Raw genomic sequence first — 15,105 nt, 5'->3', positions numbered from 1 at the left:
AGGAAAATCCCCCAACTGCGACCATCCGTCATTGCCCCCGGCCCCCGCAGTGGGCGAAAATGGTCGCCTTTTTTCGTGACACCACCTATTCAAGCCCCAGGAGATCAGCGATGCCCAGCCGTCGTGAACGTGCCAACGCCATTCGTGCCCTCAGCATGGATGCCGTGCAAAAGGCCAACAGCGGCCACCCAGGTGCCCCCATGGGCATGGCGGATATCGCCGAAGTGCTTTGGCGCGACTACTTGAAGCACAACCCGAGCAACCCGAGCTTCGCCGACCGCGACCGCTTCGTGCTGTCCAACGGCCACGGCTCGATGCTCATCTACTCGCTGCTGCACCTGACCGGCTACGATGTCACCATCGATGACATCAAAGGCTTCCGCCAACTGCACAGCCGCACCCCGGGCCACCCGGAATACGGCTACACCCCAGGCGTCGAGACCACCACCGGCCCGCTCGGCCAAGGCCTGGCCAACGCCGTGGGCTTCGCCCTGGCGGAAAAAGTCCTGGCGGCCCAGTTCAACCGTGACGGCCACAGCATCGTCGACCACAACACCTATGTGTTCCTCGGCGACGGCTGCATGATGGAAGGCATTTCCCACGAAGTCGCCTCGCTGGCCGGCACCCTGGGCCTGAACAAGCTGGTCGCCTTCTACGACGACAACGGCATCTCCATCGACGGCGAAGTGCACGGCTGGTTCACCGACAACACCCCGGCCCGTTTCGAAGCCTACAACTGGCAGGTCATCCGCAACGTCAACGGCCACGATGCCGACGAAATCAAGATGGCCATCGAGACCGCGCGCAAGAGCGACCGTCCGACCCTGATCTGCTGCAAGACCATCATCGGCTTCGGTTCGCCGAACAAGCAGGGCAAGGAAGACTGCCACGGCGCGCCACTGGGCAACGACGAAATCGCCCTGGCCCGCAAGGAACTGAACTGGAACCACGGCCCGTTCGAAATCCCCGCCGACATCTATGCCGAGTGGGATGCCAAGGCCAACGGTGCCAAGGTCGAGGCCGACTGGAACCAGCGTTTCGACGCCTACGCCAAGGCCTACCCGGAGCTGGCAGCCGAATTCAAGCGCCGTGACAGCGGCGAACTGCCGGCCGATTTCAGCGAGAAGGCCCAGGCCTACATCAACGAAGTGGCGGCCAAGGGCGAGACCATCGCCAGCCGCAAGGCCAGCCAGAATGCGCTGAATGCCTTCGGCCCGCTGCTGCCTGAGTTCCTCGGCGGCTCGGCCGACCTGGCCGGTTCCAACCTGACCCTGTGGAAGGGCTGCAAGGGTGTCGAAGCCAATGACGCCAGCGGCAACTACGTGTTCTACGGCGTGCGCGAATTCGGCATGACCGCGATCATGAACGGCGTTGCCCTGCACGGCGGCCTGGTGCCTTACGGCGCGACCTTCCTGATGTTCATGGAATACGCCCGCAACGCCGTGCGCATGTCGGCGCTGATGAAACAGCGCGTGATCCACGTCTACACCCACGACTCCATCGGCCTGGGCGAAGACGGCCCGACCCACCAGCCGATCGAGCAGCTGACCAGCCTGCGCAGCACGCCGAACCTGGACACCTGGCGTCCGGCCGACGCGGTGGAATCCGCCGTGTCCTGGAAAAACGCCCTGGAGCGCAAGGACGGCCCGTCGGCGCTGATCTTCTCGCGCCAGAACCTGCAGCACCAGGACCGCGACGCCCAGCAGATCGCCGACATCAGCCGCGGCGGCTACGTCCTCAAGGACTGCGCCGGCGAGCCTGAGCTGATCCTGATCGCCACCGGTTCCGAGGTGGGCCTGGCCGTTCAGGCTCACGCCAAGCTGACCGAGCAGGGCCGCAAGGCGCGCGTGGTGTCGATGCCATGCACCAGCGTGTTCGATGCCCAGGACGCTGCCTACAAGCAGTCCGTGCTGCCGCTGGAAGTCGGTGCGCGCATCGCCATCGAAGCCGCCCATGCCGACTTCTGGTACAAGTACGTGGGCCTGGAAGGTCGCGTCATCGGCATGACCACCTACGGTGAGTCGGCCCCGGCCGCCGCGCTGTTCGAGGAATTCGGTTTCACCCTGGAGAACATCCTGGGCACCGCCGAAGAGCTGCTGGAAGACTGATACAGGTGCAAGGCGAGGGCTCTGCCCTCGTTTCGCGACACAAGGCCGCTCCTACAGGGTATTGCGCACGCCGTCCCCTGTAGGAGCGGCCTTGCGTCGCGATGGGCCGCTACGCGGCCCCAACAGCCATCATGCGTTAGCGAGCGAACGAATGCCCCACCCGCGTCCCTACAAAGTTGCACTCAACGGTTACGGCCGCATCGGCCGCTGTGTCCTGCGCGCACTGTTCGAGCGAGGGGCGAAGGCCGGTTTCGAGATCGTCGCGTTGAACGACCTGGCCGACCAGGCCAGCATCGAATACCTGACACGCTTCGACTCCACCCACGGGCGTTTCCCCGGTGAGGTGAAGGTCGACGGCGATTGTCTGCATATCAATGGCGACTGCGTGAAAGTGCTGCGCAGCGCCACCCCCGAAGGCGTCGACTGGGCCGCCCTGGGAGTCGACCTGGTGCTGGAGTGCTCCGGCGTCTACCACACCCGCGCCGATGGCCAGCGCTTCCTCGATGCCGGCGCGCCGCGCGTGCTGTTCTCGCAGCCCATGGCCAGCGAGGCGGACGTCGACGCCACCGTGGTCTACGGCATCAACCAGGATTGCCTGAGCGGCACCGAGCGCCTGGTGTCCAACGCCTCCTGCACCACCAACTGCGGCGTGCCGCTGTTGCGCGTGCTGGACCAGGCGTTCGGCATCGAGTACGTGCAGATCACCACCATCCACTCGGCGATGAACGACCAGCCGGTGATCGATGCCTATCACCACGAAGACCTGCGCCGCACGCGCTCGGCCTTCCAGTCGGTGATCCCGGTGTCCACGGGCCTGGCGCGCGGCATCGAACGCCTGCTTCCGGAACTTGCCGGGCGAATCCAGGCCAAAGCGGTACGTGTGCCGACCGTCAACGTCTCGTGCCTGGACATCACCCTGCAGACCGCCCGCGACACCAGCGCGGCCGAGGTCAACCGGGTGCTGCGCGAGGCGGCGCTGGACGGCCCGCTCAAAGGCTTGCTGGCCTACACCGAGCTGCCCCATGCCAGCTGTGATTTCAACCATGACCCGCATTCGGCGATCGTCGATGCCAGCCAGACCCGCGTCTCAGGCCCCCGCCTGGTGAACCTGCTGGCCTGGTTCGACAACGAATGGGGGTTCGCCAACCGTATGCTCGACGTTGCCGGACACTTTCTGCACGTCGTCCACCCTACCCGCAGCAAACAGCCCTGAAGGACTGCATTCATGACCGTGTTGAAGATGACCGACCTCGACCTGCAAGGTAAGCGCGTACTGATCCGCGAAGACCTCAACGTGCCTGTGAAGGACGGCGTGGTAGCCAGCGACGCGCGTATCCTGGCAGCGCTGCCGACCATCAAGCTGGCCCTGGAAAAGGGCGCGGCGCTGATGGTCTGCTCGCACCTGGGCCGCCCGACCGAAGGCGAGTTCTCCGCCGAGAACAGCCTCAAGCCGGTTGCCGACTACCTGAGCAAGGCCCTGGGCCGCGAAGTGCCGCTGGTCGCCGACTACCTCGGTGGCGTCGAGGTCAAGGCGGGTGACCTGGTGCTGTTCGAGAACGTGCGCTTCAACAAGGGCGAGAAGAAGAACGCCGACGAGCTGGCGCAGCAGTACGCTGCCCTGTGCGACGTGTTCGTGATGGACGCGTTCGGCACCGCCCACCGCGCTGAAGGCTCCACCCATGGTGTGGCCAAGTTCGCCAAGGTCGCCGCTGCCGGCCCGCTGCTGGCCGCCGAACTGGATGCCCTGGGCAAGGCCCTGAAGGCCCCGGCCAAGCCGATGGCCGCCATCGTCGCCGGCTCCAAGGTGTCGACCAAGCTGGACGTGCTGAACAGCCTGAGCAGCGTCTGCGACCAGCTGATCGTCGGTGGTGGCATCGCCAACACCTTCCTCGCCGCCGCCGGTCACCCGGTTGGCAAGTCGCTGTACGAGCCGGACCTGGTCGACACCGCCAAGGCCATCGCCGCCAAGGTCAGCGTGCCGCTGCCAGTTGACGTGGTGGTTGCCAAGGCCTTCGCCGAAGACGCCGAAGCCACCGTCAAGGCCATCGCCGACGTCGCCGCCGACGACATGATCCTGGACATCGGCCCGCAGACCGCAGCCAACTTCGCCGAGCTGCTGAAGTCGTCGAAGACCATCCTGTGGAACGGCCCGGTCGGCGTGTTCGAATTCGACCAGTTCGGCAACGGCACCAAGGTCCTGGCCAAGGCCATCGCCGACAGTGCCGCGTTCTCCATCGCCGGCGGCGGCGATACCCTGGCCGCCATCGACAAATATGGCGTCAGCAAGGATATCTCCTACATTTCTACCGGTGGCGGTGCGTTCCTCGAGTTTGTCGAAGGCAAGGTGCTGCCGGCCGTGGCGATCCTGGAAGAGCGGGCAAAAGCCTGATCATGCGGCGCCTGGCAAAGGGAGCGACCTGATGGTCAAGCAATTGCCTGTGATGATCCTGGCCGGCCTGCTGGGCGCCTGCTCCAGCAGCCCATCGCCGGACGCCGACCCGGCGCACTCGCCCAAGGGCGGCTGCTATCAGTCCGAGTGGCAGGCCGAGACGGTGCCGGTGATCAGCAAGCGCGTGGGCCCGGAAGGCCTGGAAAAGTACGACGAAGAACACCAGCGCCAGGCGCCGGGTTGCCCCTGAAACGGAACACCGCACCGTGCGTTTCGTCGGTGCGGGCAACCAAGCGACCGTTGTGTGGTCATCTAGAGGATATTCAATGAAAGCGCTGATGGCCGCCGCGGCCCTGGCGACACTGGCCGGTTGCTCGCTGCTGCAGCCGGCGCCACCCGCCCCGGCCGCCGACTGGACCCGCTGGGTCTGCGACACCCAGGCCGAAGTGCTGTGGCGCTTCGCCGATGCGGGGCAAACCCAGGTCGACGTGCGCCTTGGCGGCGCTGACCAGGTCTACCGGCTCAAGTCCGAGCCGGGCGCCTCGGGCGCGCTGTACAGCGACGGCGTGCTGGCCTTCCACACCAAGGGCGAAGAAGGCCTGGTGTACTGGGTGGCCACGAACGATCTGATTGGGCGGGGCTGCAAGGCACCGTGACGGGCCGGGCCGCTGCGGCGGCCCACACAACTTGAACAGCAACCGCCCCTGCGGCAGGCTTGCATGAAACAAACGACGCTTGTCGGGAGAGAGATACACAATGGCACTCATTAGCATGCGCCAGATGCTGGACCACGCCGCCGAGTTCGGTTACGGCGTTCCGGCTTTCAACGTCAACAACCTCGAGCAGATGCGCGCCATCATGGAAGCGGCCGACAAGACCGATTCCCCGGTGATCGTGCAGGCTTCGGCCGGTGCCCGCAAATACGCCGGTGCCCCGTTCCTGCGCCACCTGATCCTGGCCGCCATCGAAGAGTTCCCGCATATCCCGGTGTGCATGCACCAGGACCACGGTACCAGCCCTGACGTCTGCCAGCGCTCGATCCAGCTGGGCTTCAGCTCGGTGATGATGGACGGCTCGCTGGGCGAAGACGGCAAGACCCCGACCGACTACGAGTACAACGTGCGCGTCACCCAGCAGACCGTGGCCATGGCCCACGCCTGCGGCGTTTCGGTGGAAGGCGAACTGGGCTGCCTGGGTTCGCTGGAAACCGGCATGGCCGGTGAAGAAGACGGTATCGGCGCCGAAGGCGTGCTGGACCACAGCCAGATGCTGACCGACCCGGAAGAAGCCGCCGACTTCGTCAAGAAGACCCAGGTCGACGCCCTGGCCATCGCCATCGGCACCAGCCACGGCGCCTACAAGTTCACCAAGCCACCTACCGGCGACGTGCTGGCGATCGACCGCATCAAGGAAATCCACAAGCGCATCCCCAACACCCACCTGGTGATGCACGGTTCTTCCTCGGTGCCGCAAGAGTGGCTGGCGATCATCAACCAGTACGGCGGTGACATCAAGGAAACCTATGGCGTACCGGTCGAGGAAATCGTCGAAGGCATCAAGCACGGCGTGCGCAAGGTCAACATCGACACCGACCTGCGCCTGGCCTCTACCGGCGCCATGCGTCGCCTGATGGCGCAGAACCCGAGCGAGTTCGACCCACGCAAGTTCTTCGGTGAAACCGTGAAGGCCATGCGCGACGTGTGCATCGCCCGTTACGAAGCCTTCGGCACTGCCGGCAACGCTTCGAAGATCAAGCCGATCTCCCTGGAAGGCATGTTCCAGCGCTACCTGAAAGGTGAGTTGGCCGCCAAGGTCAATTGATCTGCCAGTCGTCACGCTGAAAAAAACCCGCAGAAATGCGGGTTTTTTTATGGGCAGGAGGGAAGTGATTCCCCAAGTATCTATAAATAACAGCCTGTTAGATCTGCTAGGTTTGCAGTGAATTTTTAGTTGTTAGTCTTTGGGCTCCTTTAATAAATGGAGTCATCTTTCATGTTTATCATTACCGCGGAATCAGGCGATGAGTTGGCACTGGGGGAAATGCAGCTTCCGCCAGTGTCAGAGAACGACGAAGACGATGTAGCTGGTTCGACCTGCGAGCACGGCTGCCAGGATGTCTGTGAGCATATTGCCCAAGGAGGTGAGTGATGGCCGGTTGGTGTCCGAACGGAAGTTGGTCGGGTGGTATATGCAAACCGGCAAATAACAATCGCAGCAACTGGATGGAGCGCTACAGTGGCGCCCGGGTGCTACCGATTGGGGAGTGTGTCCTGCTGGGGACACATAACTCTGGATATGACAAGCAAGGCCCGCATTCTCCCTCGTCGCAGACCTGTCAGGATGTTCCGATCTACGATCAGCTGAAGTGGGGGATTCGTGTACTTGACTTGCGCGTGCAATTCTTTCAGAAGAGACAAGGTGAGGGACGTTTTGGTATTTTCCACGATACGGATAACGGTCGTTATATAGAACGTGATGTGTTGCAGCCGTTGCTGCGCTTTCGGCGGGACTACAACGCGCAACGTGAAATCGTCATCCTGAACTTTCACCGCTTCAAGAATTTCACCGCTGAAGCGCACAAAGAGTTGGCGGGGGTGCTCAAGCAAGTATTGGGCAAAACGGTCGTTCCCCCTGCATGCAAGGCATTGGCGGTTGCCCAACTGTGGGAGTTGGGTACCAATACAGTGGTTTCCTACAATCACGGTTCAAGGGATGCGTCCTTCTGGCCGGGTGTGAACCAGCGCTGGATCGGACACAATCAGCCGAGGCTGGCAGTGTTGAAAGCTTTTGTGGAAAAAGTTGGAACAGAACCCAAAGCATTTGGTGACCTGCGTTCGGTTCAGGCTGCACGCTACCGGGAACCGTTTTTCGTGCCGCATGACCTTTCCGGTGAGGTCATGGGCTGGTTCGCTTACAAGCCTCAAGGTGGCCCGATCAACAAGCACTACATCATCAATACCGACTGGTCTTTGCGTTGCAGGATGGTTGACAACGTCATTGCCGCAAACGGGCTGCGTGCCAGGCAGCGGGGGGCGCACGTGATCCGCTCCAGTCCCGATACCGACAGGAGCGCCTCGCGATTGCAGACGCAATCCTACGGCATCTTCAACATGGGCAATGGTTACTGGTCTCCCTCTTTGGATTTCGCCGCCAATACGTCTGGGTATACGTCCATCCAGGTGATCACCAGTGATGCGGACTATGCCAGCGAGATCCGCTATGGGGCGAGCAGCCAGCCGATCAAGCGGGGCGACCGCCTGGTGTTCCGGGTAGAGCCCGGCAAGACGCCAGTGCTGCTGGCACGGTTCAACAACGCTTGATGGTCGGTTCCACTGAAGGCCTGGCTTGCTGCTCAGGTCTTCAGGCCATCCCCCTGAAACGCTGTATTTTGCGTTCTGACCGTTAGTCGACTAACGTCCAGATCGTGGCGTATCGCCATCTTCCTGCGTTGCGCGTTTGGCATCCGAGGCTAGAATCATGATCGGATCCAATGGAAAGCAGCAGTCGGTCTAATAAGAGAAGCAGCATGGATGGCGCTCACCCTCAACCAGTGGATGGCAAATCGGTTCTTCTGGTAGTCGATGATTACCCGGAAAACCTCATCAGCATGCGCGCCTTGCTGGCACGCAATGATTGGCAGGTGCTGACCGCAAGCTCAGGGACCGAAGCCCTGGGGACCTTGCTCGAGCACGAGGTCGATCTGGTGCTGCTCGATGTGCAGATGCCGGAAATGGACGGCTTCGAAGTGGCCCGCCTGATGCGCGGCAGCCAGAGAACCCGGCTGACCCCGATCATCTTCCTCACCGCCAACGAGCAGTCCGATGCCGCCGTGCTCAAGGGTTACGCCAGCGGTGCGGTGGATTACCTGTTCAAACCGTTCGACCCGCAGATTCTCAAGCCCAAGGTGCAGGCCCAGCTCGACCAGCAGCGCAACAAGCGCATGCTCCAGCGCCTGACCCGCGAGCTTGAGGCGGCCCGGGCCTTCAACGCATCGATCCTGGAGAACGCTGCCGAAGGCATCCTGGTGGTCGACGACGGCGGCGTCATCAGCTTTGCCAACCCGGCGATCTCGCGCTTGTTGCAGACGCCGGTCGAGCAGTTGCAGGGTACGCACTTGCTCACGCTGCTGCAGTTGGCCAACGCCACGTTGTGGAGCGAATCCGAATTCCACAGCGCCTACCTCGCGCGCAAGATCGTACGCGTCCACGAGGCCCACCTGCGCACCCAGGGCGGCCAGCTGGTGCCGGTGGCCCTGTCGTGCGCGCCGTTGCCGGCGGAACAGCAGGCCATGGTGGTGACGGTGCTGGACATGTCGGTGGAGCGCAACCTGCACCAGCAGCTCGAATACCAGGCGGTGACCGACCCGTTGACCGGGCTGCTCAACCGCCGCGGCTTCTACCAGGCCGCCGAGGGCGCGCTGCTGCGCAGCGAGCGCCCGAACAAGGCCCAGGCCCTGATGTACATGGACCTGGACGGCTTCAAGCGGATCAACGACTCGCTGGGCCACGATGCCGGTGACCGGGTGTTGCGCTGGGTCGCCGAGCAGATCAAGGATTGCCTGGGCGGTGAGGCGCTGCTGGCGCGCATGGGCGGCGACGAGTTCACCGCGCTGTTCGACGGCCTGCCGTACCCCGAGCAGGCCGGGCGCTATGCCGAGAAGCTGCTCGAACGGGTGGCGATCCAGCAGCAGATCGAAGGCATCGATGTGTGCCTGGGGGTCAGTATCGGCATCGCCACCTACCCGGACTGCGGGGCCAACGTCGAAGGCCTGCTGCGCGCTGCCGATACCGCGATGTATGCGGCCAAGCAGGCCGGCCGCCATCAGTACCGCTTCTACGACCAGGAACTCAATGGCCGGGCACGTTCGCGGCTGATGCTCGAGGACAGCGTGCGCAGCGCCATCGAAGCGCAGGACTTCACCTTGGTCTACCAGCCCCAGGTGGCGTTTGCCGATGGCCGCCTGCGGGGCTTCGAGGCCTTGCTGCGCTGGCAGCACCCCAGCGTCGGTGACGTGCCGCCGGGGCTGTTCATCCCGTTGCTGGAAGAGGCGCGGCTGATCAACCGCCTGGCCAGCTGGATCTACCGCCAGGGCGCCGCCCAACGCCAAGACTGGTGCCAGCGCTTCGATCCCGACCTGGTGCTGGGCATCAGCCTCAGCCGCGCGCAGTTCACCCTGCCGGGGCTGGCCGACGAGTTGCAGCGGGTGATCCAGGATTACCAGCTCACGCCGTCGCAGCTGGAGGTGGAAGTGGCGGAGATGTCGCTGATGTACAACATCGATGCGGCGATCAAGCAGATCCACCGCCTGCGCGAACTGGGCGTGCGTGTGGCGCTGGACGACTTTGGCGCCGGCGACTGTTCGCTGCGCATGCTGCGCGACCTGCCGATCGATACCCTGAAGCTGGACCGCCACCTGGTTGCCCGGTTGCCGGACTCGGCGGTGGACGCGGCGCTGGTGCGCAGCGTCATCGGCCTGTGCGCCGACTACCGGATCACGGTCATCGCCGAGGGCGTGGAAACCCCGGCCCAGGCCGCGTGGCTGAAGGCAAACGGTTGCGAATACGTACAGGGCTTCCTGGTCGCACGCCCGATGACCGCCGCCGATGCCAGCGGCTTCCCGGCGAATTTTTCCTGGCCGCGGCCGTGATTGGCTAGAATCGGCATTCGTTTCGCCGACTGCCGTGCCATGACCGAATTACGCTACTTGCAAGCCTACCCGCCGCACCTGCAGGAGCAGGTGCGGCAGATGATCGACAGCGACCGCCTGGGCGAATACCTGCAGCGCCGCTACCCCGGCCGCCATGACGTGCAGAGCGACAAGGCGCTGTACGGCTATGCCCAGGACCTGCGCCAGCAGTACCTGCGCAGCGCGCCGAACCTCGACAAGGTGCTGTTCGACAACCGCCTCGACCTGACCCACCGCGCCCTGGGCCTGAACACCGCGGTGTCACGGGTGCAGGGTGGCAAGCTCAAGGCCAAGAAGGAAATCCGCATCGCCTCGCTGTTCAAGGAGGCGGCGCCGGAGTTCCTGCGCATGATCGTGGTGCACGAGCTGGCGCACCTGCGCGAGCGCGATCACAACAAGGCGTTCTACCAGCTCTGCCAGCACATGGAACCGGCCTACCACCAACTGGAATTCGACCTGCGCGTCTACCTGACCTACCGGGAGTTGCCAGGCAACCTGTAAGGACCCCGCAGCATGGATGTGAGCAAGACCAAGAGCAGTTTCTACCGTCGCCTGTACGTCGCCTGGCTGATCGACAGCCAGACCGCCACCAGCGTGCCGGCGTTGACCGAAGCCACCGGCATGCCGCGGCGCACCGCGCAGGACACCATCGCCGCGCTGGCCGACCTGGACATCGTCTGCGAGTTCGAGCAGCAGGAGGGCGCGCGCAACCATGCCGGGCAGTACCGCATCCGTGACTGGGGGGCGATCGACAAGCAGTGGATCATCCAGCACCTGCGGCAGATCAGGAGCGTGCTGGGCTACCCGTGAGCTTGCGCATGCCGATGTGGGGAATATCGTCCTCCAGGTAGGCCTCACCCACCGCTTCGAAGCCGTGCCGGCCATAGAAGCCCTGCAAGTGCGCCTGCGCCGACAGGTAGAGCGGCGTGCCCGGCCAGCAATGGGCGGCTGCCTCCAGCCCTTTGAGCAGCAGCGGGTGGCCCAGCTTCAGCCCGCGCGCCGCCGGCGAGGTCACCACCCGGCCAATCACCACATCGCCTTGCTGGGATTGCGGGTCGAGCAGGCGCAGGTAGGCCACCAGCCTGTCATCCTGCCAGCCCATGAGGTGCAGGGTGTCGCCGGCCAGGTCCTGGCCATCGACTTCCTGGTAGGCGCAGCGCTGCTCGACGACGAAGACTTCGGTGCGCAGTTGCAGGATGGCGTAGAGCTGCTCCTTGCTCAGGTCGGTGTGGTGCTTGCAGATCCAGTCGATGGACATGGCAGGTAACTCCTGAAAATGACGGCCGATCATCGCAAGTTTGCAGGACGGCCAAAATAGAGGCTAGCTGTGCCGGCCTGTGGGAGCGGGTTCACCCGCGAAGAGGCCGGCACAGGCAATGGAAAATCAGGCCGCGGGTGATTCCTTGATAAGGTGCGCCGCCAAGGTGCGCAACGGCCCCAGCTGCCGGCAGATCAATGCCAGCTGCGTCTGCACCAGCCGTTGATGCTCATCCAGCTCCTCCGGCATCTGCTCCAGCGCATTGGCCAGCGCCTCTTCTTCATCACTGTGAATCGCCACCGGCAGGCGCGCCGCCAGCCCGTTGGCGATCTCGTCCAGGCTGCTGGCCAGGCTCTGCCCGGCGCCGTCGATCAACTGCTCCTGGACCTCGGCCGGCAACGCCGTGTCGCGGTGTGCGCCGAGCCCCGAAAGGTAGCTGAGCAAGGTGTGCGACAGCACCAGGAAGCGGAAGCCCACGTCGGCTTCCTTGCGGAAGTGCCCCGGCTCCATGAGCATGTTGGCCAGGGTGGTCGACAGCGCCGCGTCGGCGTTGTGGGCGTTGCGCCGGGCCAGGCGGTAGGCGAGGTCGTCGCGCTTGCCGTGGGCGTACTGCTGCATGATCTGGCGCAGGTACACGCTGGCGCAGGCCAGGGTGTTGGCCAAGGCCTTGTTCAGCCGCCGGCCCTGCCAGTCGGGTAGGAACAGGAACACCGCGAGGATGGCGATCAGGCTGCCGACCAGGGTATCGAACAGGCGCGGCAGGAACAGCCCGTAGCCATCGCCGATCTGGTTGAAGCAGAACAGCACCATCAGGGTGATCGCCGCCGTGGCCAGGGTGTAGCGGGTGGTGCGGTTGACGAAGAACACCACCCCGGCGGCCACTGCGAACAGCGACTGCACCACCGGGTTGGGGAACAGGTCGAACAGCGCCCAGCCCACGGTCAGGCCGATGGCCGTGCCGAAGATGCGCTGCACCAGCTTGCGCCGGGTGGCGCCGTAGTTGGGCTGGCAGACGAACAGGGTGGTGAGGATGATCCAGTAGCCCTGGGTCGGGTGGATCAGGTGCACCATGCCGTAGCCGATCGACAGCGCCAGCGGCAGGCGCAGGGCGTGGCGGAACAGCAGCGAGGTTGGCGTCAGCTGGGTACGCAGGCGTGTCCACACGTCCTTGAGGCTGCGTGGCGAGCGGTCGAGCAGGCTGCTGTCGCTGGCGTCGGCGAGGCTGTCGGGGTTGCTGGCGGCGCCGAGCAGGCGGTCGAGGGTCGCCAGGTTGGCGGCCAGCGCCCGCAGCGAACGCAGCAGGCCGCGCCAGGCCGGGTTGCTCTGCAGGCGCAGGTGCTCCAGCGAGGCGTTGAGGTCTTCCAGGGCTTCGGCGAAACCACTGGCCAGCACGAACGGCTGGCGCAGGCGGATCGAGCGGGCCAGTTCCTGGCAGGAGGAGCCTTGCTTGCGCAGCAGGCGCTGGCAACGAAACATCACGTCACTGTGGAAGAACGCCTCGGTCAGCGCGTTGTAGGGGTAGTGCGAGGCGCTGACCCGCTCGTGGATGTCCTGGGCCAGGAAGTACAGCTTGAGGTAGCGGCTGACCTTGGAGTTGGGCTGGCTGTTGCCGACCCGGTGCAGGATGATTTCCTTGGCGGCGTTGAGGGCCGCCACCACCCGGCCGTTCTGCCGCGCCAGCGCCAGGCGCTGGGCTTCGACGTCGAGGGTGCGGATCGGCTCGAACAGCGCGGCCTTGAGCTTGAGGTAGCTGCCCAGTTCGAAGAACAGCTTGGCCAGGCTCTGCTGCACCGGCTGGTTGGAGAACAGCGCCTGCCACAGCACCGAAAGCAGGCCGTACCAGGCGGCGCCGGCCACCAGCAGCATCGGCTCGTGCCAGAAATCGGTGACCATGCCGCCGCGCTGGTCGACGCCGATCATGGTGTAGACCGACGTGATCAGGGTCGCCGAGGCAATGGCGCCATAGCGCTCGCCCAGGGCGCCGAGCATGGTCAGGCCAAACGCCGCCAAGGGCAGGGCGATGGCGAAGATCCATGGGTAGGGGAACAGCAGTTCGACCGCCAGCGAGGCGATGGCGAAGCACACCAGGGTGACGGCCAGGGCGCTGAGGCGGCCCTGCCAGCTGTCGTCGGTCTCGGCCAGGGCGCAGGCGATGATGCCGAGGAACAGCGGGATCAGCAGGGCCATCTCGTTCTGGTACCAGCACAGGGCCAGGCTGCCGGTGAGGGCGATGGTGACCCGGATGCTGTAGCTGAACTTGTCTTGACCCCACAGGCGACGCAATGACTGGCGGAACGAGCTCGATGACATGATGGCCTGCTAGGCAGTGATCGAATGAATGCATTGCAGCACGGCCAGCAAGAAGCGTTCCGTGCTGCTGAATGGATTCTACTCTACACGAACTGCGCGGCGGCGTTGGCGGAGGCCCAGGCCCACTGGAAGTTGAAACCGCCCAGGTGGCCAGTGACGTCGAGCACCTCGCCGATGAAGTACAGACCGGGGCTTTTCAGCGATTCCATGGTCTTGGACGACACTTCGCGGGTGTCCACCCCGCCCAGGGTCACTTCGGCGGTTCGGTAGCCCTCGGTGCCGGCCGGGACCAGCTGCCAGTTCGCCAGCTTTTCGGCGATCTGCGCCAATTCCGCCGGGGTGTACTGCTTCATGGGCTTCGATTCGAACCACTGCTCGGCCAGCAGGTTGGCCAGCTTGCGGGTGAACACCTCGCCCAGTACGGTCTTGAGTTCGGCGTTGGCGCGTTCGCTCTGCATCTGTTGCAGCCAGGTCAATGCATCGCGGTCCGGCAACAGGTTGATCTCGACGGTGTCGCCGGCCTCCCAGAACGACGAGATCTGCAGGATCGCCGGGCCGCTCAGGCCGCGGTGGGTGAACAGCAGGTTCTCGCGGAAGCTGGTGCCGTTGCAGCTGGCGGTGCAGTCCAGCGAGGTGCCCGACAGCTCGGTGCACAGTGCCTTGAGTTGGGGCTCGGTGATGGTGAACGGCACCAGGCCGGCGCGGGTCGGCAGCAGGGTGTGGCCGAACTGGCGGGCCACCTGGTAGCCGAAGCCGGTGGCGCCCAGGGTCGGGATCGACAGGCCGCCGGTGGCGATCACCAGCGACTGGCAGGCGAACTGGCCGCCGCTGGTCTGCAGCAGGTAGCCGGTTTCGGTCTTCTCGATCTGTTCGATGCTGGTGTGCATGCGGATCTCGGCCCCGGCCTCGTCGCATTCGGCCAGGAGCATGTCGAGGATGTCGCTGGCCTTGTTGTCGCAGAACAGCTGGCCGAGCTTTTTCTCGTGGTACGGCACGCCGTGCTTGCACACCAGCTCGATGAAGTCCCACTGGGTGTAGCGGGCCAGGGCCGACTTGCAGAAGTGCGCGTTGTGCGACAGGAAGTTGGCCGGCTCGGTGTACATGTTGGTGAAGTTGCAGCGCCCGCCGCCGGACATGAGGATCTTCTTGCCGGGTTTGTTGGCGTGGTCGAGCAGCAGTACCCGGCGGCCACGGCGGGCGCTGAGCTGGGCGCACATCAGGCCGGCGGCGCCGGCGCCGAGAATGATCACGTCGGTGGAGTGCACGGTGTTACCTCTTGGGAATTGCCGGGGCTGCTGCGCAGCCCTTTCGCGACACAAGGCCGCTCCTACAGAAGCATGCGATCCCCTATAGG

14 protein-coding genes are annotated in these 15,105 nt (G+C 64.4%); 11 read left to right on the top strand and 3 right to left on the bottom strand.

Going from position 1 to position 15,105, the window contains the following annotated elements; translation table 11 throughout:
• Positions 1-110 precede the first annotated feature (110 nt).
• From tkt to ACIP21_RS11400, 11 genes are all read left to right on the top strand, one after another.
• Positions 111-2,108, top strand: a complete 1,998-nt coding sequence (gene tkt, locus ACIP21_RS11450) for a transketolase (protein WP_400687425.1) — start codon at positions 111-113, stop codon at positions 2,106-2,108.
• A gap of 151 nt (positions 2,109-2,259) precedes the next feature.
• Positions 2,260-3,321 carry an erythrose-4-phosphate dehydrogenase gene (gene epd / locus ACIP21_RS11445; RefSeq protein WP_400687423.1) on the top strand — a complete coding sequence of 354 codons (1,062 nt, stop codon included), beginning with the start codon at positions 2,260-2,262 and terminating at the stop codon, positions 3,319-3,321.
• Positions 3,322-3,333: 12 nt separating this feature from the next.
• A complete protein-coding gene (locus ACIP21_RS11440; protein ID WP_400687421.1) occupies positions 3,334-4,497 on the top strand; it encodes a phosphoglycerate kinase in 1,164 nt (387 codons plus the stop codon).
• Positions 4,498-4,528: 31 nt separating this feature from the next.
• A complete protein-coding gene (locus tag ACIP21_RS11435) occupies positions 4,529-4,747 on the top strand; it encodes a hypothetical protein (protein ID WP_400687419.1) in 219 nt (72 codons plus the stop codon).
• A 76-nt stretch (positions 4,748-4,823) separates the two neighbouring features.
• Positions 4,824-5,153: an MliC family protein gene (locus ACIP21_RS11430; protein WP_400687417.1), complete on the top strand. Its 330-nt coding sequence runs from the start codon at positions 4,824-4,826 to the stop codon at positions 5,151-5,153.
• 100 nt (positions 5,154-5,253) lie between these two features.
• A complete protein-coding gene (gene fba, locus ACIP21_RS11425; protein ID WP_008093958.1) occupies positions 5,254-6,318 on the top strand; it encodes a class II fructose-bisphosphate aldolase in 1,065 nt (354 codons plus the stop codon).
• A 171-nt stretch (positions 6,319-6,489) separates the two neighbouring features.
• Positions 6,490-6,645, top strand: coding sequence for a hypothetical protein (locus ACIP21_RS11420; RefSeq protein ID WP_400687415.1), 156 nt, complete (start codon positions 6,490-6,492; stop codon positions 6,643-6,645).
• On the top strand, positions 6,645-7,817 hold the full coding sequence (locus tag ACIP21_RS11415; protein WP_400687414.1) for a hypothetical protein: 1,173 nt from the start codon (positions 6,645-6,647) through the stop codon (positions 7,815-7,817). The genes ACIP21_RS11420 and ACIP21_RS11415 overlap by 1 nt, the downstream gene beginning before the upstream one ends.
• Positions 7,818-8,023: 206 nt before the next feature.
• Positions 8,024-10,144: a putative bifunctional diguanylate cyclase/phosphodiesterase gene (locus ACIP21_RS11410; RefSeq protein WP_400687412.1), complete on the top strand. Its 2,121-nt coding sequence runs from the start codon at positions 8,024-8,026 to the stop codon at positions 10,142-10,144.
• Between the two features lie 39 nt (positions 10,145-10,183).
• Entirely contained in the window at positions 10,184-10,684 is a 501-nt protein-coding gene (locus tag ACIP21_RS11405; RefSeq protein WP_400687410.1) for a M48 family metallopeptidase, read from the top strand.
• 12 nt (positions 10,685-10,696) lie between these two features.
• A complete protein-coding gene (locus tag ACIP21_RS11400; protein WP_400687408.1) occupies positions 10,697-10,993 on the top strand; it encodes a helix-turn-helix domain-containing protein in 297 nt (98 codons plus the stop codon).
• On the opposite strand, the gene ACIP21_RS11395 is transcribed toward ACIP21_RS11400, so the two are convergent.
• The 3 genes from ACIP21_RS11395 to ACIP21_RS11385 form a co-directional block, all read right to left on the bottom strand.
• Positions 10,968-11,441, bottom strand: a complete 474-nt coding sequence (locus tag ACIP21_RS11395; RefSeq protein ID WP_400687406.1) for a GNAT family N-acetyltransferase — start codon at positions 11,439-11,441, stop codon at positions 10,968-10,970. The genes ACIP21_RS11400 and ACIP21_RS11395 overlap by 26 nt on opposite strands.
• 126 nt (positions 11,442-11,567) lie before the next feature.
• The gene (yccS, locus tag ACIP21_RS11390) at positions 11,568-13,751 is read right to left on the bottom strand and encodes a YccS family putative transporter (protein WP_400687404.1); all 2,184 of its coding nucleotides are present in this window, start codon (positions 13,749-13,751) and stop codon (positions 11,568-11,570) included.
• Between the two features lie 83 nt (positions 13,752-13,834).
• Entirely contained in the window at positions 13,835-15,016 is a 1,182-nt protein-coding gene (locus tag ACIP21_RS11385) for an NAD(P)/FAD-dependent oxidoreductase (RefSeq protein WP_400687403.1), read from the bottom strand.
• Positions 15,017-15,105 lie beyond the last annotated feature (89 nt).

The organism is Pseudomonas sp. NPDC089401 (assembly GCF_044749485.1).
Taxonomy (GTDB): Bacteria; Pseudomonadota; Gammaproteobacteria; order Pseudomonadales; family Pseudomonadaceae; genus Aquipseudomonas.
This window is presented reverse-complemented; position numbering and strand designations above follow the sequence as displayed.

Bases quoted from the DNA above. Each gene is read 5' to 3' on its own strand.
- ACIP21_RS11415 (WP_400687414.1), top strand. From the start codon at position 6,645: ATGGCCGGTTGGTGTCCGAACGGAAGTTGGTCGGGTGGTATATGCAAA.
- ACIP21_RS11420 (WP_400687415.1), top strand. From the start codon at position 6,490: ATGTTTATCATTACCGCGGAATCAGGCGATGAGTTGGCACTGGGGGAA.
- ACIP21_RS11435 (WP_400687419.1), top strand. From the start codon at position 4,529: ATGGTCAAGCAATTGCCTGTGATGATCCTGGCCGGCCTGCTGGGCGCC.
- ACIP21_RS11410 (WP_400687412.1), top strand. From the start codon at position 8,024: ATGGATGGCGCTCACCCTCAACCAGTGGATGGCAAATCGGTTCTTCTG.
- ACIP21_RS11440 (WP_400687421.1), top strand. From the start codon at position 3,334: ATGACCGTGTTGAAGATGACCGACCTCGACCTGCAAGGTAAGCGCGTA.
- yccS (WP_400687404.1), bottom strand. From the start codon at position 13,751: ATGTCATCGAGCTCGTTCCGCCAGTCATTGCGTCGCCTGTGGGGTCAA.
- ACIP21_RS11395 (WP_400687406.1), bottom strand. From the start codon at position 11,441: ATGTCCATCGACTGGATCTGCAAGCACCACACCGACCTGAGCAAGGAG.
- ACIP21_RS11405 (WP_400687410.1), top strand. From the start codon at position 10,184: ATGACCGAATTACGCTACTTGCAAGCCTACCCGCCGCACCTGCAGGAG.
- ACIP21_RS11430 (WP_400687417.1), top strand. From the start codon at position 4,824: ATGAAAGCGCTGATGGCCGCCGCGGCCCTGGCGACACTGGCCGGTTGC.
- tkt (WP_400687425.1), top strand. From the start codon at position 111: ATGCCCAGCCGTCGTGAACGTGCCAACGCCATTCGTGCCCTCAGCATG.
- ACIP21_RS11400 (WP_400687408.1), top strand. From the start codon at position 10,697: ATGGATGTGAGCAAGACCAAGAGCAGTTTCTACCGTCGCCTGTACGTC.
- epd (WP_400687423.1), top strand. From the start codon at position 2,260: ATGCCCCACCCGCGTCCCTACAAAGTTGCACTCAACGGTTACGGCCGC.
- fba (WP_008093958.1), top strand. From the start codon at position 5,254: ATGGCACTCATTAGCATGCGCCAGATGCTGGACCACGCCGCCGAGTTC.